The sequence below is a fragment of the Rhodococcus sp. 4CII genome, assembly GCF_014256275.1.
GTDB classification, from domain to species: domain Bacteria; phylum Actinomycetota; class Actinomycetes; order Mycobacteriales; family Mycobacteriaceae; genus Rhodococcus_F; species Rhodococcus_F wratislaviensis_A.
This window is the reverse complement of record NZ_JACCFE010000002.1, coordinates 2,844,075-2,870,735: the sequence shown is the minus strand read 5'-3', so window position 1 is coordinate 2,870,735 and position 26,661 is coordinate 2,844,075. Positions and strand designations below refer to the sequence as shown.

General features: G+C 66.5%; 28 protein-coding genes and 3 pseudogenes. 7 read left to right on the top strand and 24 right to left on the bottom strand.

The annotated features are described in order from the left end of the window. Positions 1 to 73: 73 nt before the first annotated feature. The 3 genes and pseudogenes from H0B43_RS13925 to H0B43_RS13915 form a co-directional block, all read right to left on the bottom strand. Entirely contained in the window at positions 74 to 478 is a 405-nt protein-coding gene (locus tag H0B43_RS13925; protein WP_185727375.1) for a RidA family protein, read from the bottom strand. Continuing rightward, complete coding sequence (locus H0B43_RS13920) at positions 471 to 1,214, bottom strand: hypothetical protein (protein ID WP_185727376.1); 744 nt, start codon at positions 1,212 to 1,214, stop codon at positions 471 to 473. Before H0B43_RS13920 ends, H0B43_RS13925 begins: the two co-directional genes overlap by 8 nt. Further along, positions 1,211 to 2,029 (bottom strand): annotated as a pseudogene (locus H0B43_RS13915) (dipeptidase); the annotation flags it as partial. The pseudogene H0B43_RS13915 and the gene H0B43_RS13920, both read right to left, overlap by 4 nt. Positions 2,030 to 2,091: 62 nt before the next feature. Here H0B43_RS13915 and H0B43_RS13910 point away from each other — a divergent pair. Continuing rightward, complete coding sequence (locus tag H0B43_RS13910; RefSeq protein ID WP_312033762.1) at positions 2,092 to 2,526, top strand: LysR family substrate-binding domain-containing protein; 435 nt, start codon at positions 2,092 to 2,094, stop codon at positions 2,524 to 2,526. A gap of 42 nt (positions 2,527 to 2,568) precedes the next feature. On the opposite strand, the pseudogene H0B43_RS41515 reads toward H0B43_RS13910, so the two are convergent. The 3 genes and pseudogenes from H0B43_RS41515 to H0B43_RS13895 form a co-directional block, all read right to left on the bottom strand. Then, a pseudogene (locus tag H0B43_RS41515) lies at positions 2,569 to 2,944 on the bottom strand (neutral/alkaline non-lysosomal ceramidase N-terminal domain-containing protein); the annotation flags it as partial. 53 nt (positions 2,945 to 2,997) lie between these two features. Next, the gene (locus tag H0B43_RS13900) at positions 2,998 to 3,726 is read right to left on the bottom strand and encodes an acetoacetate decarboxylase family protein (RefSeq protein WP_185727378.1); all 729 of its coding nucleotides are present in this window, start codon (positions 3,724 to 3,726) and stop codon (positions 2,998 to 3,000) included. Then, positions 3,723 to 4,574, bottom strand: coding sequence for an SDR family oxidoreductase (locus H0B43_RS13895; protein WP_185727379.1), 852 nt, complete (start codon positions 4,572 to 4,574; stop codon positions 3,723 to 3,725). The genes H0B43_RS13900 and H0B43_RS13895 overlap by 4 nt, the downstream gene beginning before the upstream one ends. 142 nt (positions 4,575 to 4,716) lie before the next feature. Between H0B43_RS13895 and H0B43_RS13890 the strand changes: the two genes are divergently transcribed. Continuing rightward, on the top strand, positions 4,717 to 5,892 hold the full coding sequence (locus tag H0B43_RS13890; protein WP_185727380.1) for a cytochrome P450: 1,176 nt from the start codon (positions 4,717 to 4,719) through the stop codon (positions 5,890 to 5,892). Between the two features lie 68 nt (positions 5,893 to 5,960). On the opposite strand, the gene H0B43_RS13885 is transcribed toward H0B43_RS13890, so the two are convergent. After that, the gene (locus H0B43_RS13885; RefSeq protein WP_185727381.1) at positions 5,961 to 6,842 is read right to left on the bottom strand and encodes an aldo/keto reductase; all 882 of its coding nucleotides are present in this window, start codon (positions 6,840 to 6,842) and stop codon (positions 5,961 to 5,963) included. A gap of 66 nt (positions 6,843 to 6,908) precedes the next feature. On the opposite strand from H0B43_RS13885, the gene H0B43_RS13880 reads away from it, so the two are divergent. The 3 genes from H0B43_RS13880 (at position 6,909) to H0B43_RS13870 (ending at position 9,386) form a co-directional block, all read left to right on the top strand. Beyond that, the gene (locus H0B43_RS13880; protein WP_185727382.1) at positions 6,909 to 7,751 is read left to right on the top strand and encodes an HAD family hydrolase; all 843 of its coding nucleotides are present in this window, start codon (positions 6,909 to 6,911) and stop codon (positions 7,749 to 7,751) included. A gap of 44 nt (positions 7,752 to 7,795) precedes the next feature. After that, entirely contained in the window at positions 7,796 to 8,584 is a 789-nt protein-coding gene (locus tag H0B43_RS13875; RefSeq protein ID WP_185727383.1) for an alpha/beta fold hydrolase, read from the top strand. A gap of 133 nt (positions 8,585 to 8,717) precedes the next feature. After that, a complete protein-coding gene (locus tag H0B43_RS13870) occupies positions 8,718 to 9,386 on the top strand; it encodes a histone-like nucleoid-structuring protein Lsr2 (protein WP_185727384.1) in 669 nt (222 codons plus the stop codon). Positions 9,387 to 9,733: 347 nt separating this feature from the next. On the opposite strand, the gene H0B43_RS13865 is transcribed toward H0B43_RS13870, so the two are convergent. The 8 genes from H0B43_RS13865 to H0B43_RS13830 all read right to left on the bottom strand — a co-directional run bounded on the left by H0B43_RS13865 (position 9,734) and on the right by H0B43_RS13830 (position 17,118). Further along, on the bottom strand, positions 9,734 to 10,219 hold the full coding sequence (locus tag H0B43_RS13865) for a hypothetical protein (RefSeq protein WP_185727385.1): 486 nt from the start codon (positions 10,217 to 10,219) through the stop codon (positions 9,734 to 9,736). Positions 10,220 to 10,396: 177 nt separating this feature from the next. Continuing rightward, positions 10,397 to 10,615, bottom strand: coding sequence for a hypothetical protein (locus H0B43_RS13860; protein WP_213016516.1), 219 nt, complete (start codon positions 10,613 to 10,615; stop codon positions 10,397 to 10,399). Between the two features lie 44 nt (positions 10,616 to 10,659). After that, positions 10,660 to 10,884, bottom strand: coding sequence for a hypothetical protein (locus H0B43_RS13855; RefSeq protein WP_185727387.1), 225 nt, complete (start codon positions 10,882 to 10,884; stop codon positions 10,660 to 10,662). Positions 10,885 to 11,870: 986 nt separating this feature from the next. After that, positions 11,871 to 12,167, bottom strand: coding sequence for a DUF4193 domain-containing protein (locus tag H0B43_RS13850; RefSeq protein ID WP_185727388.1), 297 nt, complete (start codon positions 12,165 to 12,167; stop codon positions 11,871 to 11,873). Between the two features lie 112 nt (positions 12,168 to 12,279). Continuing rightward, complete coding sequence (locus H0B43_RS13845) at positions 12,280 to 13,545, bottom strand: amidohydrolase (RefSeq protein WP_185727389.1); 1,266 nt, start codon at positions 13,543 to 13,545, stop codon at positions 12,280 to 12,282. A 5-nt stretch (positions 13,546 to 13,550) separates the two neighbouring features. Then, positions 13,551 to 14,273, bottom strand: a complete 723-nt coding sequence (locus tag H0B43_RS13840) for a TRIC cation channel family protein (RefSeq protein ID WP_185727390.1) — start codon at positions 14,271 to 14,273, stop codon at positions 13,551 to 13,553. A 175-nt stretch (positions 14,274 to 14,448) separates the two neighbouring features. Further along, positions 14,449 to 15,021 (bottom strand): NADPH-dependent FMN reductase, encoded by a 573-nt coding sequence (locus H0B43_RS13835; protein ID WP_185727391.1) that lies wholly within the window; start codon positions 15,019 to 15,021, stop codon positions 14,449 to 14,451. Positions 15,022 to 16,188: 1,167 nt separating this feature from the next. Further along, positions 16,189 to 17,118: a LysR family transcriptional regulator gene (locus tag H0B43_RS13830; protein WP_185727392.1), complete on the bottom strand. Its 930-nt coding sequence runs from the start codon at positions 17,116 to 17,118 to the stop codon at positions 16,189 to 16,191. A gap of 213 nt (positions 17,119 to 17,331) precedes the next feature. Between H0B43_RS13830 and H0B43_RS13825 the strand changes: the two genes are divergently transcribed. Both H0B43_RS13825 and H0B43_RS13820 read left to right on the top strand, forming a co-directional pair. Beyond that, the gene (locus H0B43_RS13825) at positions 17,332 to 17,739 is read left to right on the top strand and encodes a hypothetical protein (RefSeq protein ID WP_185727393.1); all 408 of its coding nucleotides are present in this window, start codon (positions 17,332 to 17,334) and stop codon (positions 17,737 to 17,739) included. Positions 17,740 to 17,766: 27 nt separating this feature from the next. After that, complete coding sequence (locus H0B43_RS13820) at positions 17,767 to 18,648, top strand: alpha/beta fold hydrolase (protein ID WP_185727394.1); 882 nt, start codon at positions 17,767 to 17,769, stop codon at positions 18,646 to 18,648. Between the two features lie 1,139 nt (positions 18,649 to 19,787). Here H0B43_RS13820 and H0B43_RS13815 read toward each other — a convergent pair. From H0B43_RS13815 to styC (H0B43_RS13775), 9 genes and pseudogenes are all read right to left on the bottom strand, one after another. Next, entirely contained in the window at positions 19,788 to 19,958 is a 171-nt protein-coding gene (locus tag H0B43_RS13815; RefSeq protein ID WP_185727395.1) for a hypothetical protein, read from the bottom strand. A 308-nt stretch (positions 19,959 to 20,266) separates the two neighbouring features. Further along, positions 20,267 to 20,902: a styrene-oxide isomerase StyC gene (styC, locus tag H0B43_RS13810; protein ID WP_397517541.1), complete on the bottom strand. Its 636-nt coding sequence runs from the start codon at positions 20,900 to 20,902 to the stop codon at positions 20,267 to 20,269. 49 nt (positions 20,903 to 20,951) lie between these two features. Further along, positions 20,952 to 21,244, bottom strand: a pseudogene (locus H0B43_RS13805) (nitric oxide synthase oxygenase); the annotation flags it as partial. Positions 21,245 to 21,340: 96 nt separating this feature from the next. Continuing rightward, the gene (locus tag H0B43_RS13800) at positions 21,341 to 21,643 is read right to left on the bottom strand and encodes a hypothetical protein (RefSeq protein WP_312037640.1); all 303 of its coding nucleotides are present in this window, start codon (positions 21,641 to 21,643) and stop codon (positions 21,341 to 21,343) included. A gap of 151 nt (positions 21,644 to 21,794) precedes the next feature. Beyond that, positions 21,795 to 22,208 (bottom strand): hypothetical protein, encoded by a 414-nt coding sequence (locus H0B43_RS13795; RefSeq protein ID WP_185727396.1) that lies wholly within the window; start codon positions 22,206 to 22,208, stop codon positions 21,795 to 21,797. Between the two features lie 523 nt (positions 22,209 to 22,731). After that, complete coding sequence (locus H0B43_RS13790) at positions 22,732 to 23,529, bottom strand: ABC transporter permease (protein ID WP_185727397.1); 798 nt, start codon at positions 23,527 to 23,529, stop codon at positions 22,732 to 22,734. After that, positions 23,526 to 24,473, bottom strand: coding sequence for an ABC transporter ATP-binding protein (locus H0B43_RS13785; protein ID WP_185727398.1), 948 nt, complete (start codon positions 24,471 to 24,473; stop codon positions 23,526 to 23,528). The genes H0B43_RS13790 and H0B43_RS13785 overlap by 4 nt, the downstream gene beginning before the upstream one ends. 82 nt (positions 24,474 to 24,555) lie before the next feature. Beyond that, positions 24,556 to 26,046 (bottom strand): phenylacetaldehyde dehydrogenase StyD, encoded by a 1,491-nt coding sequence (gene styD, locus H0B43_RS13780; protein ID WP_185727399.1) that lies wholly within the window; start codon positions 26,044 to 26,046, stop codon positions 24,556 to 24,558. Positions 26,047 to 26,122: 76 nt separating this feature from the next. Next, positions 26,123 to 26,629, bottom strand: coding sequence for a styrene-oxide isomerase StyC (gene styC, locus H0B43_RS13775; RefSeq protein WP_185727400.1), 507 nt, complete (start codon positions 26,627 to 26,629; stop codon positions 26,123 to 26,125). Between the last annotated feature and the right edge of the window lie 32 nt (positions 26,630 to 26,661).

Sequence of the window (26,661 nt, the reverse complement as noted above, 5' to 3'; positions counted from 1 at the left end):
GTCCCCACGTGATGTGGTTGCTGCCACATTAGGAAGCGGATCGGCTACGCGGAATTACCAATCTCCTACCAATTCATGCTCTGCGCTTATCAATTCGAGGGTCGACCGCCGCGACCCCGTCGATCTCGATCCGCTTGCCGCCGCGGAATCGTGCGACCTCCACGGTCGTTCGCGGAGGCAGCGCAATGCCGTCCAGCCTGGCGAGATAGGCGGCGTTGTAGTCGTCGAACTCGGAGAGATCGGCCAGGTACACCGTGAGCTTCAGGAGCGTGTGGAGCCCGCCACCGGATGCCCGGAGGGTCGCGTCCAGATTGTCGAGGGCGACCCGGACCTGATCACCGATCGCGGTCGGGGTCTGCCCGTCCGCCGTGGTGGGAATCTGGCCGCAGGCCCAGACGACGCCGGCGAACACCGCGGCTCGTGCGTACGGTCGCTCGGTGCCGGCCGGGTGTGGGACGAGTTCACGCCGATCAGTCACGAGGTGCCTCCGGGACGAGGAATCGCCTGCCGAGTGCGTACGCCCGCGACCACGTCGAGGCGTCGACGAACACTCCGTAGGAGACGGCGTGGCGATACCGCGTCTCCCGGTCGGCGGCGGTGTGGACGGGGCGGGCGGTGTGCGCCGCGAGTGGCGCCGTGCGGAGGAGCGTGCCTGCGCAGAACTCACCGACGGTTCCACCGCCGCCTGTGAGTCCCACGGGAGACACGTTGCGGTACATCTCGCCCGCACCCGTCACGACCGTCGCGTGCGCCGGACGCCCGCCGTCGTCGAGCGTGATCAGCCACAGCGACGCGCCGGACCGGGGGACCGCGTGCAGCGCATACCAGGCGACGGCGTGGTGATCGACGATCCGGGGCAGGAGAACCGGACGCGACTGCGTCAGTGCCAGATCGACCGCCAGCGGTCCCGTCAGCAGGGCACTCCTCGGCGAGCGCTCGACGATGTCGACTCCCGGTCCCCTCGTCAGGGTGGCGTCGGTGGGAGGCGAATCGAGATCGGCGATCGTGTCCAGGAGCGTGTCGATGCCGTTTCGGGCATGGAGTTGCATCGCGGTCACCACGTCGGCCGCGCCGCCGGCCTCGCCCGGGGCGACTCCCGCGGCGTACAGGGCGCGGAACGCGGTCTCGCGAACCTCGCGCACTGCCAGCCTGATTCGGTTTCCGGCGGGGGGAGTGGTGTCGTGCTCGCGTTCGTGGGTGAGCATGTCGGTCATCGGCGTTCCTGTGTGTCGTGCAGTCCGGGAAAGACGTCGTCGAAGATCCGCAGCCAGTTCTCGCCGAGCACCTTCGCGATGGTTCCGTCGTCGAGGCCGACCTTCTGCAGACACTCGGTCAGGACCGGGAAGTCGGACGGACCCGAGAACCAGTGCGGCCACGTCGGCCACTCGGGTTCGACCGGGTTCTGGTGAGGCGGTCGCCAGCGCCCGTTGCGCAACCAGGCGACGTAGTCCTCCGACCAGTTGCGGGTGCAGTCGCTACCGATCGCGACGTGGTCGGGACCGATCTGGTCGACGAGCCGTGCGACCATGACCGCGAAATCCGCGCTGGACGTGGTTTCGCCGCCCAGGACGTTCGGGTAGAGGCAGCAACCGATCACACCGCCGCGCGCGGCCAGCGCGTCGATGACCTCGTCCGGTTTGTCGCGGGGACTGTCGACGAACCAGGTCGGGTTCGAATGGGTGATCGCGACGGGCGTCCGGGAGGCGTCGATCGCATCCAGGCAGGTACGGTTCCCGACGTGGGAGAGGTCGACGAGCATGCCGACCCGATTCATCTCGGCGATCAGGATACGCCCGAATGCGGTGAGGCCCGAGTCGTGCTCGTCGTAGCAGGCACCGCCCGCCAGGTTCTGGATGTTGTAGGTGAGCTGGGCGACGCGAACGCCCAGGCGGTGGAAGATCTCCACCATCCGGTAGTCGTCGCCGAACGGCGAGGAATTCTGAAATCCGAGGAGTACCGCGATTCGGTTGTCTCGCTTGGCCGCGCGAATGTCCTCCGACGTCTGCGCGAGGGTCACGATGTCGTCGTTGTCGGCGGCGAGCTGACCTCGACATCGGGCTGGTCCGTGAAGTCGACCGCGCGGAGGGCATCGTGGTCCGGCCGCTGACCCGCGAGCCGCTGCTGGTGGCGATGCACTCGTCGCATCCCTTCGCCGACCGTGTGTCGGTGCGGCTCGTGGAACTGCGCGACGAGCGGTTCCTCACCTTCCCGCGCGGTCAGGTGTCGCGACTGTACGACCACATCGCGGCCTTGTGTCATCACGCGAGTTTCCGGTTGGAGGCCGCGCAGGAAGCCCTCCAATTTCCCACCCTCCTCGGGTTGGTCGCCGCCAATACCGGCGTCACCATCGTCCCGGCAAGTCTCCGGGCCCTGCACCTTCCGGACCTGCGCTATGTCGCACTGTCCGACCCGCAGGCGGCGTCGACGGTGTCGGTCGCGTATCGTGCCGACAGGCAACAGCTTCCGGCGATCCGGCATTTCCTCGACGTGGCGTCGTCCCTGGACCTGGCGGACGAGAGCCGGTAGGCGGCTACCCGACCTCGAATTCGTTCGATGTCCCGGTGAAGGCGGTGAACGTTCGACGTACAGTCCGCCGATGCGAATGATCTGAATCTCGAGGATGTGCGGAATCCAGCCGGCCGGTGGCAGCAGGCCCACCAGTTTCGGCGCCTGCGCGTCCCGCAGCCACTGCGGGATCGGGGCGTCCATCCCGCCGAGCGCGTCGATGAGTGGTTGGTGGTGCCCTCGGGAAAGATCGGGATGGCCGGACCGTCCTCGGTACTGGCCGCGCTCATGGCGGCACCGACACAGGCGGGCGACGTCCGATACGTGCGGCCGTCCGGGGTGAACTCGCCGCCGACTCCCACGCGGTGCGCGCGGCCGCCACCTGCCGACGTCCGATGATGCGGGTGTTCTCGAACTCGTCGTCGGCGGGTCCGTGGCCGGTGTGTCGCCGTCGAGGTAACGCACCCCGCACACATTGGCACTCACGTGCGGTCAGACGGGTCGCGCGTCCCCGAACGTCATCTTCAGATCGGGAATCGACGACGTGACGAGCGCCCGCCTGGGAAGTCCCAGCGACCGCAGTTCGTCGGCGATGGGATGGCTGCCCAGTTTCAGCTCCGCGCCGCCTGGGCGAGAACGGACCCCGCCGGGTGCCATGTCCCAGGTGGTGAATCGGGTGAGTCCGTCGAGGTGTGAGTAGGCGGCGAGCGACGTGCTCGCACCCGAGCCCGGCACCGGGATGCCCGGTTTGACGCTCAACTGCGCGATCAGCCGACCGTCCCGGCTCACCGAACCACGCTTGACCGACCCGGTGTGGGCGACGTCGAAATCGGCCAGCACCTTCGGGAAACCCCAGATGCTGCGGCCGGCGGCCAGGGTGAAGTCGCCGTCGACCGGCAGGTGATGGATCAGCGCCCCCGCCCGGCCCTGGGCCAGCGCCTTCAGGTCCTGCGGGACCGACGTGCCCACGGCCCGGTGGTCCCGGACGAGGAACGCCACCCCGAACTCGTTGTACGGGCCGAGGTCGCCGTCCACGTAGTCGACGAACACCAGCACGCACACGCCGCGGCCCGGCCGGAACTGCAGAATCTCCAGGCTGCTGTAGTCGATCAGCGACTGCGCCGCCGCGGTCGGAACCGAATACATCGCGCTGAACGCCGACGCCGCCCGGATCTCCACCGGCATGTCGACCCGCTTGCCGAGAACCAGGTGCGACGTCACGGCGCGACCACCCCGCGCAGTCCGTCGGCACCGAACATGGGCTCGAACATCGACGCGAAGTCGGGGCCCCGACGCAGCATCTGGCCGCCGTCGACGTTGATGATCTGTCCCGTGATCCAGGTGGAGTCGGGGCCGAGCAGGAACTTGGCCAGCGCGGCGATGTCGGTGACCTCGCCGACCCGGGCGATCGGGGTGTTCGCCAGGTAGTCGTCCAGCACGGGGCCGCCGTCGGTGATGAGCGCGACGAGGTCGGTGCGGGTCAGTCCGGGCCGGATGCAGTTGACGCGCACGTTGCTGGCTCCGAGTTCGTCGGCGGCGAGTCGCGTCAGGTTGTCGACGCCCGCCTTCGACGGACCGTATGCGCCGAACCAGCGGTGCGTGTTGCTGCTCGCGATGGAGGAGATGGTGACGATGGAACCGCCGCCCCCGGCGACGAGTGCCCGGGCGGAATGTTTGATCGTCAGCATGGTGCCCGTGACATTGAGGTCGACGGTCCTGCGCCAGGCGTCGACGTCGAGCTGAGTCACCGGGCCCACGGTTTCGTTGCCGCCGGCGCACGTGACGACGCCGTCGAGTCGACCGGTTCGCCCGCTCGCCTCGGCGACCGCGCGGATGACGTCGTCCTCGTTCGTGACATCGGCGGTGATCGCGTCGACCGTCCCCGCGGGACGGTCGGAGGTGATCTGCTCCGCCGCGCGTGTCAGTTTCTCCTCGTTGCGGCCACAGATCGTGACGTGGACGCCCTCCGCGGCGAGGACGGTGGCGACGCCCAGTCCGATGCCACTGCCGCCACCGGTGACGAGTACCGATGCTTTCGCGAGGCCGTTGCTGCCGTCGTGGGTGACCACGTCCACCTCCAGGTGATAGAACTCGTGTCAATTATCGAGTCGAAGTACTGCGAATCTTCCCGCTATACCGCTGCATCATAGTAAGAACACGTTCTATTATCTTGGCAGGATCGGCGGTATTCAATGCTGAGGGAGCGTCTCGATGACGGACAGGCCGGAATTCGATCTGATCGACGGACGGTTCTACTCGGGCGACCTCGGCGACCCGCGGCAGGCCTACGCGTGGATGCGCGCCCACGAGCCGGTGTACCGCGCCGACGGCATTCTCGGCGCCGCGTCGTACGAGGCCGTCCTCGCGGCCGAACGCGACCCGGAGTTGTTCTCCAATGCGGGCGGAATCCGGCCCGGGGTGGGCCCGCTGCCGCAGATGATCGACATGGACGACCCACAGCACCTGCAGCATCGGCGTCTCGTCAACGCCGGCTTCACCCGGAAGCAGGTGGAAGCGAAGATCGGCCGGATCCGCGAGATCTGCGACCACCTCATCGACGCCGTGCGCGACAAGGACGAAGTCGACTTCGTGCGCGACCTGGCCGCGCCACTCCCCATGGCGGTGGTCGGGGACATGCTCGGCGTGCGCCCCGAGGAACGCGCCACGTTCCTGCAATGGTCCGACGACCTGATGAACGCACTCGGCAGCAACGCCACGGACGACGAACTGCTCGCGCAGGCGAACGCCTACGTGGCGTTCAACGAGTTCACGCTCCGCACCATCGCGGAGCGGCGCAAGAACCCGACGGACGACCTCACCAGCATTCTCGTGCACAGCGAGATCGACGGACACCGGCTGAGCGACGCAGACATCGTCGGCGAAACCCTGCTGATCCTCATCGGCGGCGACGAGACCACCCGGCACGTCCTCAGCGGCGGCATGGAACAGCTGATGCGGCACCCCGAACAGCAGGCGCGCCTGGTGAACGACCCCGACGGCATCCAGACCGCGGTCGAGGAGATGCTCCGCTGGTCGTCGCCGATCAAGAACATGTGCCGCACCGTCACCCGCGACGTCGAGTTCTTCGGCACCGACCTGCGCGAGGGCGAGAAGATGATGCTGCTGTTCGAATCCGCCAACTTCGACGAGGCAGTGTTCGAGCATCCCGAGGTCTTCGACATCGAGCGGTCACCGAACCCACACGTCGCGTTCGGTTTCGGCACCCACTTCTGCCTCGGCAACCAACTCGCCCGGCTCGAAGCGAAGATCATGTTCGAGCAACTTCTGTCCCGTCTGCCCGACATGATGCTCGTCGACGACGGCCCGCTCCGGTTGCGCCCGGCCAACTTCGTGTCGGGGCTCGAGGAGATGCCGGTGAAGCTGTAGGCGCTTCGCGCCCGTGCGCCTTTCTGGTAGTTGGAGCAGCCAAAAGGGCGCACGAGCGGCGGAGCCGCCTACTCCGGTGCGTCGATGTTCAACTCGTCCGGGTGGGCTCCGACGCGGGCACCGTCGTCCATCGTCTCGATCTCGCTGAGGTCCTGCTCGCTGAGCTCGAAATCGAACACGTCGATGTTCTCGCGGATCCGGGATTCGTGGACCGACTTGGGGATGACGATCAAGCCGCTCTGCAGATGCCAGCGGATCAGCACCTGCGCCGGGGACTTGCTGTGCCGGTCGCCGATGCGCGTGATGATCGGGTCTGTGAGCAAGGTGTTCGGCTTCGAGTCGTCGCCCCAGCCCGAATTGCTGGTGCCGCCGAGCGGGCTCCACGATTCGACGGCGATGCCGTGGTCGACGGCGAACTCCCGGACCTGCTGCTGGGCCAGATGCGGATGCAACTCCACCTGATCGACCGCCGGGACGACGCCGCCGCGGTCGATCAGCAACTGCAGGTGACGTGGTTCGAAATTGCACACACCGATCGCCTTGGCGCGACCCGACTCGGCGATCTTCTCCAGGGCATCCCACGTACGGAGGATGCGGTCGTCGTCCTGCAACGGCCAATGGATCAGATACAGGTCGACGTAATCGACGCCGAGACGTCCGAGGCTCGCGTCGAACGCTTTCAACGCCGGCTCGTAGCCCTGGTCCGCGTTCCACAACTTGGTGGTGAGAAAGATGTCTTCGCGGGCGATGCCCGAGTTCGCGATGCCGCGGCCCACGCCTTCCTCGTTGCCGTAGGCGGAGGCGGTGTCGATGTGCCGGTAGCCCGCCTCGTCCAGGGCGAACCCGACGGCGTGTTCGGTCTCGTCGTTGTCCGCCTGCCAGACCCCCAAGCCGAGCTGCGGGACGATGGTTCCGGAATTCAGCACGATGCTGGGTACTCTTGGACTCATGCTGTCCAGGCTATCGACTGCGGCAGTGCCGTGAGGGGTACATGCGTCGCCTGGCATCATGCGAAGGTGACCCGAATTCGGCTTCTGGCGACGGACCTCGACGGCACCCTGCTGCGGTCGGACCGCACGATCTCGACGCGCACCGCGCAGGCGATGGAGGACGCGCGACGGTCGGGGATCGAGGTGGTGTGGGCTACGGCCCGCGCCCGGCACTCCGTGCACGAGCTGGCGCAGTCGTGCGGGTTCCGCGGCAAGGCGATCTGCGCGAACGGCGCGGTCGTTCTCGACCTGGCCGACGGCACGCCTGTGATCACGGCGACGACGACCATCGCGATGGCGTCGGCCGCCGCGGCGATGGACCGGGTCCGGACACTGATGCCGGGTGTCGTGTTCGCGAACATCGGCCCGACCCGTTTCGTCGCCGAACCCGCGTACGCCGCGCTGTGCGTATTCGCCGACCACCACCGGCACCCCCACGAAATGGCACTGTCGGAACTTCTGCCCGACATCGACGAGCCGATGGTGAAGATTGTCGCCCGGCACCCCGAGGTGCCCAGCGCCGACCTGTACCGGGCGGCGGTGGCCGCCGGCGTCGACGGTGTCGAACTGACGCATTCCGGCGCGCCGTACGTCGAGATGGCGGCATCCGGCGTGTCCAAGGCGAGCGCCCTCGCGGAACTGTGCGCGGTCGATGGGATCTCGACGGAAGAAGTCGCCGTCGCCGGGGACGCCATCAACGACGTCCTGATGCTGACCTGGGCGGGCACCGCACTCTCCCCGTCCAACGCGCTGCCGGAAGTCCTTGCTCTCGCCGATCAGGTCTTGCCGAGCAACGACGAAGACGGTGTCGCCAGCTACCTGGAAGGCTTGGCGAGTGCTCCGCAGTTCCGAGTCGTGAACGGGTCGTGAGCGACCGCGGGAACCCGAGCACTCGGACCGTGGATCATGAGGGTGTGGACAGGCAGTGCCGGATCGACGACGCCGTGGTGCATTACGCCGAACACGGGGTCGGTGTGCCGCTGGTAGCCCTGCACGGCGCCGGCGTGGATCATCGTGAGATCGAGGTGGCGATCGAGGCCGTCCTTCCCCGCGCGGGCTACCGGCGGATTTACCCGGACTTGCCGGGGATGGGCCGCTCGACAACCGATGGTCTGAGCTGCAATGACGATGTGGTGGCGCTGCTCGGTGACTTCATCGATGGGCTCGGCGCGGGCCCGGTGATGTTGGTGGGTCACTCCTACGGCGCCTATCTGGCACGTGGCGTGGCCGCGCAGCGGCCGGAGGCGGTGCTCGGCCTGGCGTTGGTGTGTCCGGTCGCCGAACGGTCCCGGAACGTGCCCGACCACGCCGTGGTTCGCGAGGAGGCCGCTGCCTATGACGAGCTCGACCGCGAGCAGCGGGCCGGGTTCGACGAGTACTTCGTGGTGCGCACCCCGGTCACTGCGCGCCGCTACCGCGACCATGTGATGCCGGGGATGGCGCTCGTCGACGAGAATGCGCTCGGGCGGATCTTCGCCGGGTGGCCGGTCGACGTCGGGTCGAGTGCGTTCCCGGGGCCGACCCTGATCGTGGCGGGCCGCTGCGATTCGGTCGTCGGGTATGCCGACGCAGGCGAATTGGTCGAGCAGTACCCGCACGCCACCCTGGCGGTCATCGAGGACGCCGGCCATGCGCTGATGCACGAGCGGCCGGAATTACTCGCCGGGTTGTTGGGCGACTGGCTGGATCGGCTCGATCAGTAGCCGGTTGTCGCGTCCGGTTGCGTCTGGCGCGGCACCTGCCCTCCCATCTCTACATGCAGTCGATTGAGTGTGCGCGGTCCGGGGTAGTCGATCCGGGTAGCCTGCACGTCACGCTATCCGCGGGAGTTCGACGATGAGAACCACACTTCAGATCGCGATCGCGGTGATCGTCGGCTACTGGCTGGGGCACGCTCGACCCACCGACCAGACGGCAATGCCTGCGGCACCGAGCGACGGTCGTCCCACGGACGTGGTCGACCAAGTCATGAAGCTGCTCCAGTCGTCCCCCGAGTTCGCGGCGCTCGGCGAATCGGTGCGCGATCAACTCCTCGACGCCGTGAGGACGGCGGCGACGACAGTCCTCGGCGCCGTCGGCAACAGCAGCCCGGTCAGCGACGGCGGTGACGAGGCCCGCAATACCGCACCCGATGGGGACACCACGGATATGGCCGGAGATGTCGGCGCCGCCGAGGGGGACATGGACGAAGACTCGGATACCGCCGCCGACACGACGGCACCACGGGACGACGCTGCTTCCGCCGCAGACGTCGGCAGTCCCGATGCACCCACCCCGACCAGTGCCGAAGTCCGCGACTGGGCGCGTGGCCACGGACTTTCCGTGTCCGAGCGTGGACGCCTACCCGCCGAGGTCTGGGAGGCCTACTCTGCCGCCATCCCCACCCCGACCAGTGCCGAGGTCCGCAACTGGGCTCGCGATCACGGCTTGGCCGTCTCAGATCACGGACGCCTCCGCGCAGAGGTCTGGGACGCTTACACCACCGCCACCCACCCCGAGGGTTGAAGTCCGTGCAATTGCTCCGAGCCGGATGTGGGAGGTGGCCCGTCGAGGGGGACACGAGGAAAACGTAACGCAATCGCGTGTGAATCAGATCACATGTATGCGTGGTTGCTCCAACATCTACGCGGCCGCCCGCGGCGGCGCCACCTCCAGATTACGAAAGCAGAATTCCCATGGCGACACCCTCGACCCCGACGATCCCTGCGTCCACCCCTCGCACGGTGCGTCGGCCCGGCGTATTGAGCACTGCCGAGATCAAGGCGAGGATAGAAGCCATGTACGCCGACGACCGGCGGCCCGACACTCCGCCCGCTCGCTGACGCGGCGCCGACAAATCCCGAGGGCCGCCGTCACCTGCGAGTATCGGATTCGGCGGTGGTGGGGAAGGGGCTGGGGCCGAGGGTGAGGATGAATGAGGTGGGGTGCAGGCCGACCTGGGTCCAACTGGTGGTGGCGGTCAGCGATCCGGTGCGCGGGTAGGAGTCGATCCAGTACTGCGGCGTGGTTCGGTACGGTCCCGAATCCGTGTGGTCTTCGACCAGGTGGTGCGGGTCGGCGGTGCCGTCGAGGTTGTCGGCGAGGATCCGCACGGCCAGATAGGACCACTCCGCCGACGGGTCGCGGGGGTCGGTCAGGGGTCGGGTTTCGTGGCGGGCGAAGTCGGCGCGGACTCCGGTGATGCACAGCGTGAATTGCAGTAGCACCCCGGACGAGAATGCGGTGACCGCGGACAGTTCGAGCGTGAGGTCCTTCTCGGCCACGATCGGCTGCGCCGGGTGCACGGCGATTCCTCCGGTGGTGGGCGGCGCGAGGGCCGGCCAACGATGGCGGCGCATGCTTCATCGTCGCATTCTCCAGGCCGGTGGTGGCTGTGAGTTTCCTGAGAGTCCATCCCCGCAAACGGTATTCAGTGGTTCCAGTGTGCGGGTGTTGTCTGCGTCATGCGCGACCTCGCTCCGGGAACCGCCGCGGGACTTTCATCGATTCGGGCAGATGTGGTCCGGTGGAGGTTCTCAGAGGGCGGCGGCGGTCAGGCCGGCGATACCGGCGACCGCGACAAGCATCAACAGGGCGAGCGGAGAAGAGCAGAGGACGGCGGCCCACACCAAGGTGGTCAGCAGCGCAAGGCCGATAGGTACGGCGATGCCCGCTTCCCGGCCCTCGAGGAGCGCCGGGTCATCCGGTGTGCTGTCGTTGCAGCCGGTATCGGGCCGGGTCTTGGCGGCGGTCACCGGTGGTGTCGACCCTTCCCATCGAGGAGGGGTGGGTGCTTGGTTCACAGGTACTCGAGTATGGGGAAGAGTGCGATCGCCGACACCATGATCCCTGCGACTCCGGCGACGATGCCCAGCAACGCCCGCAGTGAGGCCGCTTCGTCGTCGGCAACGGCGGTCCGCGTGGTGGCGAAGGCCCCGCACACCACTGCGCACAGGCCGAGCGCGAACCCGAGGCCGAATACCCAGAACGACGCGATCGACAACGCCCCTAACCCGATCGACACAGTGGGTAACCGCGAACTACTTCGCCTCGGACGCGGACGTGCGCACGTGGAGGAGCGCTTGTCGCCGGTCGCATGTGGTTCGCATGGGGCTGTGGCGGTCATGATCCTCCTCCGAGGTGTCGGGTCGGCGAGCGCACTTCGGTGCGGGGGATTCTCGCGGTTCCGGGTGGCATTGGCTACGAAGAATTTAGCACTCTCGATATTGGAGTGCTAATGGTTTGTGAAACGAAATTGTGCTGCCGGCAGTCGGCGGGTACCGGGTCCGTTTCGGGATCGCGTTATTTCCCGCGGGGGTTTGGTGAGTGTCGCCATGCGTGGAGGATGTCGTGGCGTAGGGCTGTCTCGAGGGCGTGGAGTCGTTCGAGGTCTGATGGGCGGGGGGTCATCGCGGCTTGGAGCAAAACCAGGAACCTTGCCCGGTGTACGCCGAATTTGATGAACAGTTCTTCGGGGTCGGCGCCACCGTAGGGGGCCCATTCGATCGCAAAGGCGATCAGACCTCGCTCAGAGGGGCTCAATGACTGCACGCTGGAGAGAAAATCGCAGACACGGAGGGAATGCCGTACCCAGTCGATTTCAGGAGATCGTGTCGGAGCGTCTGCATGGCTGCGACGGCGGCGGGCTTCTTGGCCGCTTCGGATACGCGAGGTGCGGGCCCGACACGGAAGGCTCGATGGTGCAGGCTCGGCAGACTTGATCGACAGCGTCCTGGGCGGTGGGGCAAGGGCTTCACGCATGGGTGCCTCTGATGGGTGACGAACGGACCGGACCCCACGATGGTCCCGGGTACCCACGCATTCGGGACCGGCCATTCGACCGGGTGGGGTGCCTGTTTCGGTTCCCGCAGCGCACCCCGAGGTCCACCGGATGCCGGTATCAGTGTTTGTCGGCACCGGGGTGGTGGTGTGTATGGTGACGCGGTTTCGTAGGGCGCAGCCAAGCGCAGCCCCCGCCAACGGCGGCGGCAACCGCGCAGGCCGGCGTTCTCAGAGTGCGCAGTCCCTGCAGATCAGTTGATCGGCCTGGGCGAGGCGGCTGCGGTGGTGGACCAGGAAGCAACTGGTGCAGGTGAATTCGTCGATCTGTTTCGGGATCACGCGGACGGTGAATTCTTCACCGGACAGGTCGGCGCCGGGCAGGTCGAAGGACTCGTCGGGGTCGGTGTCGTCGACGTCCACTGCGGGGGACTGGGATTCTTTCCTGCTGGCCGTCAGTTGTTCGAGGGACATGTCCGTCGACTCGTCGGATTCGGTGACTCTGGGTGCGTCGTAGTCGGTGGCCATGTCTGCTGTACCTCATGCTCTGCGTGAATGCCTGCGTGTTCGGCCCGCCAGATTAGAGGGCGGACTGGTGTGACACACGCCCGGGTCTGGATTGCGTGGCCGCTTTTTTCGGTCAGGGCGTCAGCCAGGCGAGTGCGGCGATGGTGAGGGTCTGCGTTCCGGTGTCGAGGGTGGGTTGGATGACGGGTGCGAAGTGGGGGGAGTGGTTGACCGGGATGTCGTCGTCGACGCGTCCGGCGGTCTCGGCGTTGCGGTAGGTGTCGGGGTCGATGCCTCCGATGCCCCAGTACGTGTAGGGGGCGCCGAGGGCGGTGGGGATGTCGCTGAAGTCCTCACTTGCGGTCTGCAGGGGGAGGTCGAAGGTCCGGTCGCCGCCGAAGTGGTCGTCGAATGCGGCGCGGACCCGCGCGGTGGTGGCCGGGTCGTTGTCGGTGGCGGGGAAGTGGTCGACGACGTCGAAGTCGGGATCCCGGGGTGACCTGGAGGCCTGGCATTCGGCGGTGACGATGCGGCGGATGGCGTCGAGGATGGCGGTTCTGGTCCGGTCGCTGTAGGTGCGCACGTTGAGTTGCAGGACTGTGTGGTCGTCGATGACGTTGCTCTTGGTGCCGGAGGTGATGCTGCCGACGGTCAGCACTGCGGGGTCGGCGGGTGCGATCTCGCGGGAGACGATGGTCTGCAGTCGGAGGACGATCATCGCGGCGAGCACGACGGGGTCGACGGTGGATTGGGGCATGGAGCCGTGTCCGCCTCGGCCGTAGACGGTGATCCGCATGCTTTCGGCCGCCGCGAGTACCGGGCCGGGCCGGGTCCCGACCTGTCCGGCGGGGAAGGGCAGCACGTGCTGGGCGAGTGCGACGTCGACGCTTCCGACGATCCCGGCGAGGTCGTCGTCGATCATGCGGCGGGCGCCGTCGCCGACTTCCTCGGCGGGTTGGAACAGGGCGACCACGCGGCCGGACCAGTGGTCGCGGCCGTCGGCGAGCAGGGCCGCGGCGCCGAGCAGGCAGGCGGTGTGCACGTCGTGCCCGCAGGCGTGCATCACGGGGACCTCGGTGCCGCCGGGGTCGGTGGTGGTGCGGGTGCTGGCGTAGGGGAGGGCGGTGTCTTCCTTGACGGGGAGCGCGTCGATGTCGGCGCGCAGCAGGACGGTGGGCCCGTCTCCGTGGCGGAGGATCCCGACGACGCCGGTGCCGCCGATCTTCTCGTGGACGTCGTATCCGAACTCGCGCAGGCGCTCTGCCACCGCGGCAGCGGTGGTGTGCTCCTGGTGGGAGAGTTCCGGATTCTGGTGCAGGGCCCGGTAGAAGTCTTCCTGCCGGCCGCGGATGTCGTCCAGGCCCGCGAGCAGGTGTGTGGCCGGTGTATCAGCGCTCATGGTGCCTACCTTCTGTCATCGTCGTGGTTGTGGTCGGTTCGGCGGCCCGGTCGCCGCGTCCACCGGGGGCGGCTGGGCACGACGGTGGTCTGGGACCAGGCGTCCGCGTCCGGGAGGATCCAGCGGCGCCACCGCGCCAGCAGGCACAGCACGGTCCCGGTGGAGGTGGCCGCGAGCAGACCCACGGTGGGGTGGCCCTGGTACGTCAGGATGACCAGCACTCCGCTGGCGGCGAGCGCGCAGGTGGCGTACAGGGTGTTGCCGCCGAAGATGCCGGGGATGTGTCGGAGCACCACGTCCCGGACTGCGCCGCCGCCGACCGCGGTGATCGTGCCCAGCAGCAGGGCGGGCAGCCAGCCGAGGCCCACCGCGAGGGTTTTCTGTGCTCCGGTCGCGGCCCAGCAACCCAACGCGATGGCATCGAGGAACGGCCACACCCGATTCCACACCTGTCCCTCGACCCGGACCAGGAACGTCAACGCGGCCGCGGTGAGGGCGGTGGTCAGATAGGCGTAATCGGTGAGGGCGATCGGCGTGCCGTGCTGCAACAGCGTGTCGCGGATCATCCCGCCGCCGAGACCGGACAGGACGGCGAGAACGGCGAACCCGACCGGATCCAGCTTTTCGTGCCGGGCGATGACGCCGCCCAGCACGGCGTTGGCGAACACCCCCGTCAGATCCACCGCGCGGAAGGCGTCGGCCACCGTTACGGCAATCGCCACTCGCATCAGCTCCCGTGGGGCGCGTCGACCCGGCTGCTGGATTCGTCACCGAATGCGATTGGTCCACGTGGGCCCATCTCCAGCGTAGGAGGTGGCGGGCGGTCGTGGCCGCGGCACCGTGTGCGTCACCGGTCGGCCATATTCATCGCCGGGGAGCGGAGCCGTCACCGGAACTGCGACGTCAGCGTGTGCGCGGCAGGACCGTGAGCACGCGTTCGATGTGGTCACCGAACTCGCGCATGAAGGCGCGCAGGAACTGTGCGGTCGACTCGTCGGAGACCGAGCCGTCGTCGCCGTAGATTTCCGGATCGAAGGTGATGTACGCCTCGGGGGCCGTCATCTGCCGGGCGTTGGCGAAGCTCAGCACCGCGCGCAGGCTTTGCTGGCCCACTGCGGTGCCGATCGCGCCGGGGGAGGCGCCGATCACGGCGGCGGGCAGGTGGTCGAAGGAGTTTTGCCCCCATGGCCGTGAGGCCCAGTCGATCGCATTCTTCAACGCTCCCGGGATGGACCGGTTGAATTCGGGGCTGACGAACAGGATCGCGTCGACGGCGGCGATCGCCTCCTTCAGGGCTCGCCCCTCCGGCGGGTAGTTCGCGTCGTAGTCCTGGCTGTAGAGGGGAAGATCCTTGATGGGGATCTCGTCGAACGACAGGTTGTCCGGTGCGAGATTGATCAAGGCCTTGGCCAGAATCCGGTTGATCGAGGTGGAGGACAAACTTCCGACGATGTAGCCGACCGTGTAGGTGCTCACCGGTGATCCCTTCGGGCGGAGACGAATAACCCCATCATCCCCGTCCGATACACGGCTGCGCCGGGATTTCCCGATCCCGCCCGAATCGGGCCGACCTCACCATCGACGCGAAACCGCCGGTGCTCACGTTTACCCGGGCCTGGCGGGCGGATGAACCATGGGACCGGTGATAGCCGCCCCAGGCGATGGCGACGTCTTACGGACACCGTGCAACGTTCGCCGGTACCACCGTGCAGCGGTGGATAGCGATGCCAACAGGACCATGGACGCCATACCTTCCCCGTATGTGCAGATTGCACGGGCAAGGGAGCAGCAGAGCGCTGACCACCCGGGAACACATTCCGCAGCACGGAAGACCCCACGCCCGCCGCCAGCAGGCTCACTGCGTGCAGTGTCAGCGGGGTTCGGGCGAAATCGCTCCCCGTACAGGCCGTCCGTCGGCGTGGGTTGTCGGAGTTGGCATCGTAAATCCTTCGGGCCCCGAAGCTCGCCCGCTACTTCGGTCCCCGGTTCGGCCGACGCTACGAATCACCTGCGGCGAAGGCTGTCGCCGGTAAGAGGTAACCAACGAGATGCTCGAGCGTCATCGTGCCGTCTGGCTGCTTCCCGTCCCGCGAGGTACCCGGATACCAGCCCGAGCGAGATCATCCCTCCGGCGCCTCCGTAGAAGAAACACTGCTCGAAGGCAGAAAAATGGAAGGCGCGCAGTGCAATTCGATTGAATAACGTTCGGTGGAGCGGGTGCGGCGGTGCCCGATTCGTCTGCTGTCAATGCACTCATGACAACTCCCGCGTCCTGGCCACCCCGGAACCTCGCGGCGGCACAGAATTGTCGGCACCGAGGCTTCTCGACCAACCGCCCGGCGGTCGGGTGTGGCACCCGAACTCGGGCCCACCCCGACTGACTGAACGCCCTCCGCGGACGGAACCCCGGGGATCGTGGGGCAACCCGGGACGGCATGGGATCGGTATCCGAAGAATCAATCGGCAAGACGCCGAGATGCATCACGTCCCCTTGAGATCGAGCGCACCCTCGCATGAGATGACGACTACCCGCGCCTGACGATCCACGACGAACCTGAACGGCGTGCCCGTCGTCGGCTTCCTGCAGCTCGCCGCCGCCCTTGCCTGCCTCAACGAACTCCTTCGCCAATGAAAGACAAGCTCTCAGCCGGTGGGCGCCCAGGCGTGCGGAACGGTGCGCAGCGAGGCGACGGCCCGCGCGGTGTCGATGAAGTCGCGGACCGGCTGGGAGTCGACGTCGGTGCGCCAGGCGATGGACAGCGATGTCGGCGGAATGTCGGTGACCGGCACGAATGCCAGCCCAGGTCTGCCGTAGAACCGTTGCGTCGAGGACTGTGAGAACGCGACACCGCGTTCGGACAAGATCGCCTCGAAGCACTCGTCCACCGTGGACACTTCGGCGCCGAGCCGGACGGGCTCACCCAGCCGCGACTCGGTGGCGAGCCAGAAATTGCGCCACTCTTCCGGCGCCTTGCGGGCCACGAAGAACTCGTTCGTCACCTGCTCGACACTGATGTGCGGTTGCCCGGCCAGGGGCGAACTCGTCGACACCACCAGCACTCTCGGCTCCACGAACAGGGTCTCGAGTCCCAGCCAGTCCTGCATGAGCAGCGGCGGACGGACGAAGGCGACATCGGAGGACCCGTCGGCCAACCCGACGTGCGGGTCGGTGAAATCGAACGATTGCATCTGCACCTGCACACCCGGAAACTGCGCCTGGAACGCGCCCAGGATCTGCGGCGTCAATTCCGCCGCGGCGTTGGCCTGGAACCCTACGACCAGCTTGCGGGCACTGGACCCGTGCGCGGCGTCCCGAGTCAGCGCGACGATCCGCTCCGCATCCGCCAACATCCGCCGACTCTCCTCGAGCAACACCTGCCCCGCCGGGGTCAGCTCCACGTGCCGGCTGCTGCGCAGCAACAGCACCGCACCGAGGGTGTGCTCGAGCTTGCGGATCTGCACGCTGAGCGAGGGTTGGGCGATGTGCAGGCGGGCAGCGGCACGCCCGAAATGCAGCTCTTCCGCGACCGCGACGAAGTACGACAACAGTCGCAAGTCGAGCTGGGGAAGCATGCTTCGAGGCTAGAGGAGCAGGCCCGTGCAGACCAGTAGTCGTTGCCTATCGATCCATGGCCACCAGGTATTGGACGATCACCCGTCCCGGCGAGTGTGATTGGGGTCATGTCCGGCGCGGCCGGCTCACACAGTTCGTGTGGAACCCCGCTCCGACATCGCGGCGAGTGCAGACGTCCGCCTCGCCCACCCCTCGATCGAAGGAATCACACCATGACCGTCACCACCCGCGCATCGTCCGCGACCGACTGGGCCACCTCGTTCGCACAGGCCAGCAACGAGGACCGGGAAATCCAGGCGCACGGCAAGTACTTCACCTGCTCCTACCAACTCGACATGGCCGACCACACCTTCGTCGTGCAGATGAGCCGCGGTCAGGTCGTCAACGTCGCCGTGGACCCGGGACCCCTCGACGTGCCCTACCAGTTCGCCATCCGCGCGAGCGCCGAGACGTGGCGGAACTTCGGTGTCCCGGTACCCGCCCCGATGTACCACGGCATCTGGGCCGCCAGCTTTCAGCGCGACATGAAACTCGAAGGCGACGTGCTCGTGCTCATGCAGAACCTGCGCTGCATCACCCGACAGATCGAGCTTCTGCGCTCGGTCGGCGTCCCCGTCTAACTCCCCAAACCCGAAGGACTACAACCGATGAGCAAGATTTCGCCCGTCACCGGGCACTACGTGGACGTCGACGTCGACGGTTTGCTGTACAAGGTCTTCTACCTCGAAAACGGCACCGGCCAACCGCTGGTGTGCCAGCACACCGCCGGTTGCCACAACCACCAGTGGAGGGGCCTGCTCGAGGACGAGGAGATCACCCGCGACTACCGGGTCATCGCCTATGACCTGCCCCGGCACGGCAAGTCCGACCCGCCGGAGAACACCGAGTGGTGGACCGAGGAATACCAGCTGTCAGCGGACCACTACGCGAACTTCATCGTCGCCCTGTGTGACGCGCTCGAACTCGAGAACCCGATCTTCATGGGCTCGTCGTTCGGTGGCAACATCGCCCTCCAACTCGCATACCGCCACCCCGACCGGTTCGCCGGCGTCATTCCCGTCGAGGGCGCCGACTACTCCCCGGGCTTCTACCTCGACTGGTGGCAGCACCCCCACGCCAACGCCGCCCAGGTCTGCGCCAGCGGCGTATGGGACCTGATGGCACCGCAGTCCCCAGAAGCTGACCGGTGGAAGACCTGGTTCTACTACAGTCAGGGCTCCGAAGCGTTCAAGGGCGATCTGTACTTCTACTCCGTCGACCACGACCTGCGCGACAAGCTCGCCGAGATCGATGGCGACCAGTGCCCGGTGGTCATGCTGACCGGCGACTACGACTACCTCACCACCCCGGAGGACAGCGCCCGCACCGCCGCGAAAATCAAGAACGCCGCCTTCATCGAGATGAAGGACATCGGCCACTTCCCGATGAGCGAAAACCACCCGGTCTTCCGCACCTACCTCATCCAGGCCCTGCAGATCCTGCAGAACAATGCACCGCACACGAACGAGGCCCTGACCACGAAGTCCTGACACAACCGGCACCACCCGCTTGCCCGCCAGCTCAAACCCTGGCGGGCAGCGGCACCACCCCATGCAGAGACCGTAACGGTCCGTACCCCACCCAACGACGAGGAACACCGTGTCAGCGAAGCCCCGTCGGTTCTGGGTCGCCGGCCAACCCTGGCTTCCGCCAATTGTGGGGCATTGTCCTTGGTCATCGCTTCTCGCCTGAAGCGGCGGATTGTCGTCTGGTCGTCGTGTGAGTGGCCGCGGCTTCTCCGCGCCACCGCCCCGCCATTTCGGCTGAGATCCGCCACTTCCGACGCGAAGCGACATCAAGTTAAGTCTGTTTAGTTACTTATCTAACGAAAGATAGTTAACGAAACGGAGCTGTAGACACTTATTCGCAGACCATGGCAAATAGGCAACTTATTAGTTGACAGAAAGTAAATTATCGGCACTTTGGAAACCCCTTTCCGGCACCGCATTTGGCGGGACTCCTGAACCGACGAATCCGAAGTTCGACTGTTCGCTAACGCTGCACTACACGGCATCTGCCTGGAATGCCCCGGGCTCCGAGCACCACGTAGGTATGCAGGAACACGAATCTTGCTTCGTGCAGGGTTACATCCCTGTGCGTTCCCGACGAGCATCTGTCGTACAGTTCTGGCAACGTGCGCCGAAGCCGGTCTCGTCGTCCTTCGGATGCGTCAGACGCATGAGCATGTGCCTGTAGTCGATTTAGAACGTTTTGTTGTCCGACCCTGAACGGTTGACCGCCGATGTCGTACGGGCTCTCCGTCCACGAGCACCGCGATTCCGCGTTGCTGCTGATGGGGTTCGCCGGCGCGTTCGGCCGTCGGTGGGCGCAGGTCGTCGCCGCCTACGACCCGGCCGGGCGGCCGGGGGGTGATCCGGTTACTGCGCACCACACCGGCATTCGAGAACCATGTGTGCCGGGGCGGGCTGCCGCAGATCCGCAAGAACGTCAACCTGTCCGACCGCCCGCTCCTGTCAGTACCAGGGCGATGCCCATTGCGGCACCACCGACAGTCCGACGGACCTGAGAAAGCATGACCTACTCCGTATCTTGCTCGATGAATCGAAAGTGATTGTTGGACAATTAAAGTGAAGTACTGCGCAGGTTCGATATCGGCGTCTGCGGTGTGTCAGTACAGTGGGTCGTGGTGAATGTCGTTCGACTCGACGCCGGCTGCCATCAATCGGTACGTGGTGGTGCGGATCATGGAGGGTGATCCGACGATCTGGATGTCGTGGTCGGTCCAGTCCGCATATTCGGCGACGACACGTCCGAGTTGGCCGGTCAGCCGGTGATGCATCCCACCCGGGGGGTGCAAACAGGACGGCGTAGGAGGATTGCGCGAAGGTGCTTTCGCCCCCGGGTGTCGCTCCGATGGATTTGAAGCTGACCAATGAAGTCGTCAGGGGATCCACGACAATCGTTGCCTCCGTCTTGTTCGGTGCTGGGGAAGGTGGATGGCGCACTCGCCGCGCCTGCTGTGTCCACCTGTAGAGGAGAAGGGGGTGCCACCCGTTTGCGGACGGCACCCCACTTCAGCTCCAGCGATGACCTGCGCTAGAAGTAGCGTCGGCCTCGGCGACCGAGGGCGCGGTCGCCAACGTGGTGCTATCCGATCTTTTCGAGAACCTTGTCCGCGGTCTTAGCGTTCTTGAGGGCCTTCCAACCGATGATCGGCATCGCGACCGTGACGAGGACACCGAAAACGTAGGCAGGCAGCAGCCCGATGGTCGAGAAGATGTTCTGCTTGCCGTGCTTGTTCGGTCCGAAACTCAGCGACCGATTCTCGGTGAAGTTCGACGCGAAGTAGAACAGGACATTGGCCCAACCGTCGGCGACGACGATCCATCCGAGACGCTTAGCGGTCGTGGTGTTCAACCCAGTGTGCGGTATGACCGACGCGGCTGCGATCACCATCATGCCGTTGAGGGCGGGGCCGGTGTGGGCGCGAGCCCACCCCTCGTCCGTTCCCGGCACATCGAACTTGACGATCCTTCCGGGGCGGACTTCCCATCCGCCGAGGAGCTTGGCCCACAAGACCAGTCCCGCAATCAATGTGGAGAAGATCATCAGGATGCCGTGGCCGGCCATCTTTCGTTGCAGGGTTTCCATTACTTCCACCTCCATTTTCGTGCTTTCCGGGTACAGATGTACGGGGTCGGGTGGCACCGAGTCGGCCGAGCGATCCCGGTGCGGTGCGTTCGAGTAAGTCGGGAGAAGAGTTCCCGCAGGACGCGTCTGCAATCGGGCTCTAAAGTTCGCGGATCGGCGTGATGGCAGCGGTACATGGGGATTACTCCGACGTGGCCATCGGGCACCTGGAAGCCGGCGGTCGGACGACGAAATTGGGGCGGACCGCCAGGTCGGGCGAGTCGAAAAGCCGGTGGTAGGTGGGGTCAGGCTGGCCGACATCGGCGGGTTGATCCAGGCCCAGTCGGTGGGACAGGAGCGTCCTTCACGGGCTTCGTGGTCGATGAACTGGGCGGCCACTGTGTGGTGGTCAACCATGATGACCCTGGCAGCGCGGAAGTTGTGGATGACGGCGCGGTTCGGCTCGACCAGGGCGCGGTCTTCCCACAGGGTGCGTGGTTGATCCATGAGGTGCACCGCGTGGGGTGCGGTCCCACGCTCGTGCTCCTCCGACAAACACGAGCGAGGGGTGGGCGTTACCGTCCCGCCGGTCTACTCCCCGATGACGGGCAGTATCAGCGAGATCCGCAGCTTCGAGTCGACTTCCTGCGAGCGGGCGAGGGACTGGTCCAGCAACGGGGCGAGGGCCTGCACCTTTCCGTCCGCGTCTGCGAGGGTGTGCACGATCTGCTCGGCCGGCACGGCAGCGGCGTTGGCCTGATCGGTGGCCGACGAGCCGGCGTCGATGATCCCGGCGAGCGGCGCGTCGGCGGACTCGAGTGCGTCACCGAGATTCTGCCCGAGCAGCATCCCGACGATGCCGGCCACGCCGTTGGCGTCCCGGCCGTCGTACAAGGTGACGGCGTACCTGTCTCGACGGTTGTCATGGGTCAAAGCCTTTCCAAGCAGGGTGATCGATCGAAGGGGTCGGTCCCGCGCGGGACTCACCGACGGTGAGTCCCGCGCGAGGGGCGAACTGGTGCGAGTGTGGCGGTTGCAGAGGCTGTTACACGTCCCAGTCGGTGGGGATCTGCCCCCAGGTGCGCAGGAAGGCGTTGAGGGCGCCGGCGTTCTCGATCGCCGCGGAGATCGGGCCCTTGGCGAACTTGATCAGCCCCTTCATCAGAAGCTTTCCGCCCTCTTCCTCGCCGGCGGCTGCGGTCCGCCAGGTCTCGAAGCTGCCGTTGATGACCAGCCACAGCTCACTCTGATCGAACACGCGCGGCGACCAGGAGACGATCTTGCCTTCCTTGAATTCGAGGTGGCTGGCGACGTCGTCGCGGCCGAGGACACCGAATTCCAACTTGTTGGTGAACGACGACGCGTCGTTGAATCCGGCGAGGACGTCCGGGTTCGCGTTGACGGCCTCGCGTGCGGCGTCACACCATTCCTGCGAGAAGAACTTCAGCTTGTCGGTCATGTGATCTCATCTCCTTTGTGTTGCGCCAGCCCGTGGTCGAGCTGGTCAGGGTTGTAGTTCGGGGCGGCACGGTGACCCGGCCCCCGCCCGTCTCCCACCGTCCGCGCAGTTCCGGCCCTGGCCGGGCGGGTGAACCAAACGCGCCCGGGCGATGCGATCGGGTGCGGTCGACTCATGTTCCTCGCCCCGACGGGCGCGGTGCACGGCACACACGGCCTGTGTTGTGGTGGCACTCACGTCTTGTGTCATTTGGTGTGGCTAGGTCTTGTCATTTCGCGCTCAGATTGTGCGACGAATCCGAACCCGTTTCGGATCTCCGGTTCGCCTTTCTGCCAATGGAAACGGGATGCAGGCGATGGCAGGGGCTCGAACGCCGGTTGTGTGGAAGCATCGGACGGGCGGTGTTGCAAGGTCGGGTGGACGCTGCCTGGTGTCGGTCAGGTCGACTGCCCGTCAGGTGACGAGGCGCTGTGGCAGTAAAGACGCGCGCCATGCGGAAGACGCCCGCTCGAACGTGAACCGTTCAGGAAAACTTGAACGTTCGTCGTGCCACCGTCGTGGCCGCGGCCGTCCACAGCGTCAGCACGGCCAGGCTCGGCAACGCGAAATGACCGTCGTTCGCCTGCTGGAGAGCGGTCACGAGAGCGCCGGCAGGGGTCACCTCGACCGCGGTCTGTACGGCGGCCGGGGCGTGGCCGGTCAGGCTCGAAACCGAGCACAGACCCAACTGCACGAACCAGAGGATATTCGCCAGTGCGAGAACGATATCTGCGCGCATACTGCCGCCGAGCAGCAGTCCCAGCGCCGCGAAAGCCGCGGTACCGACGATGATGACGGCGCCGGTGAGGATGAACTCCAGCGGGTTCGGAATGCAACCCAGGACGAGGGCGATGGTGCCGAGCAGCACCGTCTGCAGGCTGACCACGACCACCACGGCGGCACTCTTACCGGCGATCATCGCCCACTTCGGAATAGCGTTGGCGCCCAATCGCTTCAGTGCCCCGTAGCGGCGGTCGAAGCCGATCGCGATGGCCTGGCCGGTGAACCCGGTGGACATGATCGCCACCGCGAGGACGAGGGGGAACACAGTGTCGATGCGCGGCTCGGGAAGGTCGCCAATCGGGAGGACCGTCAGCCCGATCAGGAAGGTGACCGGCAGCAACATCGTCAACAGCTGTTGTTCACTGTTGCGGAGCAGCAGGGTCGCCTCCAGCCGGGTGAGGGCGGCGAGCATGGCCGGTGCAGAGTTCCTTCGCGGTGCCGGAGCGAAGGTGCCGGCAGCGAACACCGGCGCCGGACCGGAGGCGGTGGTGGTAGTCATCGGTAGCTCAACTCCCGCCCGGTGAGATCGAGGAAGTATTCCTCGAGGCTGCGTTGTTCGACCCGCATTTCGGCCATTAGCACGTTCATCGCCGTGCACCAGGTGGAGACGGTCGTCAGCAGTTGCGGACTCAGGTGCCCTTCGACCAGGTATGCGCCGGGGCTGGTTTCGCTGATGCGGTGGGTGCCGGCGAGGGTGGACTGCAGGGTGGTCAGGTCCAGGCCGGGTATCGCGGTGAACCGCAGTTGGTGTTCGGTGCCGCGGCGCACCAGCTCTTCCGGGCTGCCGGCGGCCACGATCCGGCCGTGGTCGAGGATGACGACGTCGTCGGCGAGTGCTTCGGCCTCGTCCATCTGATGGGTGGTGAGTACGACGGCGACACCGTCGCGGCGGAGGCTGTCGATCAACTCCCACACCAGGTGCCGTGCCTGGGGGTCGAGTCCGGCGGTCGGCTCGTCCAGGAAGACCAGTTCGGGCCGTCCGACGAGCGCACACGCCAGGGACAGGCGCTGCTGCTGGCCGCCGGAGAGACGCTTGTAGGGGGTGCGGGCGGCCTCGGCCAATCCGAGGGTCTCGAGCAACCAGTCCGGGTCGTGGGGGTCGGCCGCGCAGGCCGCGACCACCCGGAGCATCTCACCGGCGCGGGCACCGGGATAGCTGCCGCCACCCTGCAACATGACGCCGATACGGGGACGGAGGGCGTCACCTTCGATGCTCGGGTTCAGCCCGAGCACGGAGATCTCACCCTCGTCCGGAATGGTGAAGCCTTCGCACATCTCGATCGTGGTGGTCTTGCCGGCCCCGTTGGGGCCGAGCAGGGCCAGCACCCGGGCGGAAGCGAGCTGCAGGTCCACTCCGCCCACCGCGGTGGTGTCACCGAACCGTTTGGCCACCCCTTTCAACTGGAGACAAGGCTGGCCGGTGCGGGGGCGGTAGGCGTTCATTGCTACTCCGAAGGGGTAGAGGGAAATTCGGGGAACCGGCTGGTCGACCCGGATCGCGGTTCGGGCCGACCAGCCGATGGGACTAGAGGACGATGGTGACGACCTTTTCCTCGGTGTTGGCGAGGATGCCGGCGTAGCCGAGTTCACGGCCGATGCCGGAGGTCTTCATCCCGCCCCAGGGGAGGGCCGGGTCGATCGCAGCCCAGCCGTTGACCCAGACGGCACCGGCGCGAACCTGCCGGGACAGGGTGTGCGCGCGGGAGACATCCTGGGTCCAGATGCTGGCGGCGAGCCCGTACCGGGTGTCGTTGGCCAGGCGGATCGCCTCCTCCGGATCGTCGAACGGAATGACCGTGCCGACCGGGCCGAAGATCTCTTCCCGCGCGATGGTCATGTCGTTGGTGGCGTCGGCGAAGATCGTCGGCCGCACGAAGTAGCCGAAGTGATCCGGCCGGGTGCCGCCGGCCGCGACACGGGCGCCTTCCTTCTTGCCCTGCTCGATGTAGGACAGCACGGTGTCACGCTGCTTGGCGCTGACCAGTGCACCGAGAGTGGTGGACGGGTCGAACGGGTCGCCGAGCACCTGCGCGTCCGCCGCTCCGCTGAGGGCCTCGACGACGTCGTTGTAGAGAGAGCGGTGCACGAACACCCGGGTGCCGGCGGCGCAGACCTCGCCCTGATTGAAGAACAGGCCCATCGCGGTGCCCTGCACGGCCGATTCGACGTCGGCGTCGTCGAGGATGATCTGCGGCGACTTGCCGCCGAGTTCGAGGGTGACGCGCTTGAACGTGGCGGCTGCCCGCTGCTGGATCAGCCGGCCGACCGTCGGGGACCCGGTGAAGCTGATCTTGTCGACGTCGGGGTGCTCGACGAGGGCGTTGCCGGTGACCGCGCCGTTGCCCGGCACGATGCTGACCACGCCCGCGGGCAGACCGGCTTCTTCGAGGATTTTGCCCAGGTGCAGGATCGAGAGCGGTGCTTCCTCCGGGGGCTTGACGACGACGGTGTTGCCGCACGCCAGGGCGGGAGCGAGCTTCCAGGCGGCGATCATCAGCGGGGTGTTCCAGGGGACGATTGCGCCGATGACGCCGACCGGTTCCCGGACGGTGTAGGAGTGGGTGGGCTTGCCGAAGTAGCCGGCGGTCGGGATGACGCTGCCGGTGATCTTGTCGGCCCATCCGGCGAAGTGTCGGAAGGTGGCGGCGGCGTTGGGGACGTCGAGCATCTTGGGCTGGCCGACGGGCTTGCCGACGTCGAGGGCCTCGAGGGTGGCGAGGATCTCGATGTCGCGCTCGATCAGCTCCGCGATCTTGCTCAGAATCTTTCCGCGGACCACGCCCGGGGTGGCGCCCCATTCTCCGCTGAGCTGGGCGCGGGCGGCGCGGACGGCGGTGTCGATGTCGTCCGGGGTTCCGGCCGACACCTCGGCCAGGACCTGTTCGGTGGCGGGGTTGATGTTGGTGAAGACGCTACCGTCGGACGCCGGCTGCCACCGGCCGTCGAGGAAGAGCTGGGTGGGGGTCCCGGCCGGCAGCGCCGCACCGACGCCGGGCAGGGTGTCTGCAGTGGTCATCGCAAAGTCTTTCCGAGTTGGTCGGGAAGCGGTGAATCGGGAGCCGAATCGGCGGACCCGGTCGACGAAGGTGGTTTCAGGCATTCGCCGATTCGAGGACTGTGTCCTCGGCGTCGGTCTGCCGCAGGGCCTTGATGCCGATGATGGCGAGCGCGCCGATGGCGAGGACGCCGAAGACGTACGCCGGGGCCAGCGCGAGGACGCCGAAGATGTTGGTTTCACCGAGCCGGTTCGAGCCGAAGCTCAGACCGCGGCTGGGAGCGAAGTTGCTGAAGAAGTAGAAGCAGACGTTGCCCCAGCCGTCGAGGACGATGATGTAGCCGAGCCGCTTGGCAGTTTTGAGGGGGAAGGCGAGCTTGGGCAACGCGAGGCCGATGGCGATCACCATCATGCCGTTGAGGGCGGGCCCGACATGGGCCTTCGCCCAGCCCTCGGCGGTACCGGGGATGTTGAAGTTGATGATGTACCCCGGGACGATTTCGAAGCCGCCGACGAGGTTCATCCACAGGAACAGCCCGAAGATCAGGGTGCTGAGGATCATCAGCACGCCATGTCCGTAGATCTTCCGTTCGAGCGTTTTCATGGTTCTCTCCGTGTAGTTCAGGTGTTGTGGGT

What these genes read in the sequence shown, in the direction of transcription:
- H0B43_RS13920 (WP_185727376.1), bottom strand. Translation starts at nt 1,214, where the DNA reads ATGACCGACATGCTCACCCACGAACGCGAGCACGACACCACTCCCCCC.
- H0B43_RS13890 (WP_185727380.1), top strand. Translation starts at nt 4,717, where the DNA reads ATGACGGACAGGCCGGAATTCGATCTGATCGACGGACGGTTCTACTCG.
- H0B43_RS13885 (WP_185727381.1), bottom strand. Translation starts at nt 6,842, where the DNA reads ATGAGTCCAAGAGTACCCAGCATCGTGCTGAATTCCGGAACCATCGTC.
- H0B43_RS13870 (WP_185727384.1), top strand. Translation starts at nt 8,718, where the DNA reads ATGAGAACCACACTTCAGATCGCGATCGCGGTGATCGTCGGCTACTGG.
- H0B43_RS13865 (WP_185727385.1), bottom strand. Translation starts at nt 10,219, where the DNA reads ATGCGCCGCCATCGTTGGCCGGCCCTCGCGCCGCCCACCACCGGAGGA.
- H0B43_RS13850 (WP_185727388.1), bottom strand. Translation starts at nt 12,167, where the DNA reads ATGGCCACCGACTACGACGCACCCAGAGTCACCGAATCCGACGAGTCG.
- H0B43_RS13845 (WP_185727389.1), bottom strand. Translation starts at nt 13,545, where the DNA reads ATGAGCGCTGATACACCGGCCACACACCTGCTCGCGGGCCTGGACGAC.
- H0B43_RS13840 (WP_185727390.1), bottom strand. Translation starts at nt 14,273, where the DNA reads ATGCGAGTGGCGATTGCCGTAACGGTGGCCGACGCCTTCCGCGCGGTG.
- H0B43_RS13830 (WP_185727392.1), bottom strand. Translation starts at nt 17,118, where the DNA reads ATGCTTCCCCAGCTCGACTTGCGACTGTTGTCGTACTTCGTCGCGGTC.
- H0B43_RS13825 (WP_185727393.1), top strand. Translation starts at nt 17,332, where the DNA reads ATGACCGTCACCACCCGCGCATCGTCCGCGACCGACTGGGCCACCTCG.
- H0B43_RS13820 (WP_185727394.1), top strand. Translation starts at nt 17,767, where the DNA reads ATGAGCAAGATTTCGCCCGTCACCGGGCACTACGTGGACGTCGACGTC.
- H0B43_RS13815 (WP_185727395.1), bottom strand. Translation starts at nt 19,958, where the DNA reads ATGCATCACCGGCTGACCGGCCAACTCGGACGTGTCGTCGCCGAATAT.
- H0B43_RS13795 (WP_185727396.1), bottom strand. Translation starts at nt 22,208, where the DNA reads ATGACCGACAAGCTGAAGTTCTTCTCGCAGGAATGGTGTGACGCCGCA.
- H0B43_RS13790 (WP_185727397.1), bottom strand. Translation starts at nt 23,529, where the DNA reads ATGACTACCACCACCGCCTCCGGTCCGGCGCCGGTGTTCGCTGCCGGC.
- H0B43_RS13785 (WP_185727398.1), bottom strand. Translation starts at nt 24,473, where the DNA reads ATGAACGCCTACCGCCCCCGCACCGGCCAGCCTTGTCTCCAGTTGAAA.
- styD (WP_185727399.1), bottom strand. Translation starts at nt 26,046, where the DNA reads ATGACCACTGCAGACACCCTGCCCGGCGTCGGTGCGGCGCTGCCGGCC.
- styC (WP_185727400.1), bottom strand. Translation starts at nt 26,629, where the DNA reads ATGAAAACGCTCGAACGGAAGATCTACGGACATGGCGTGCTGATGATC.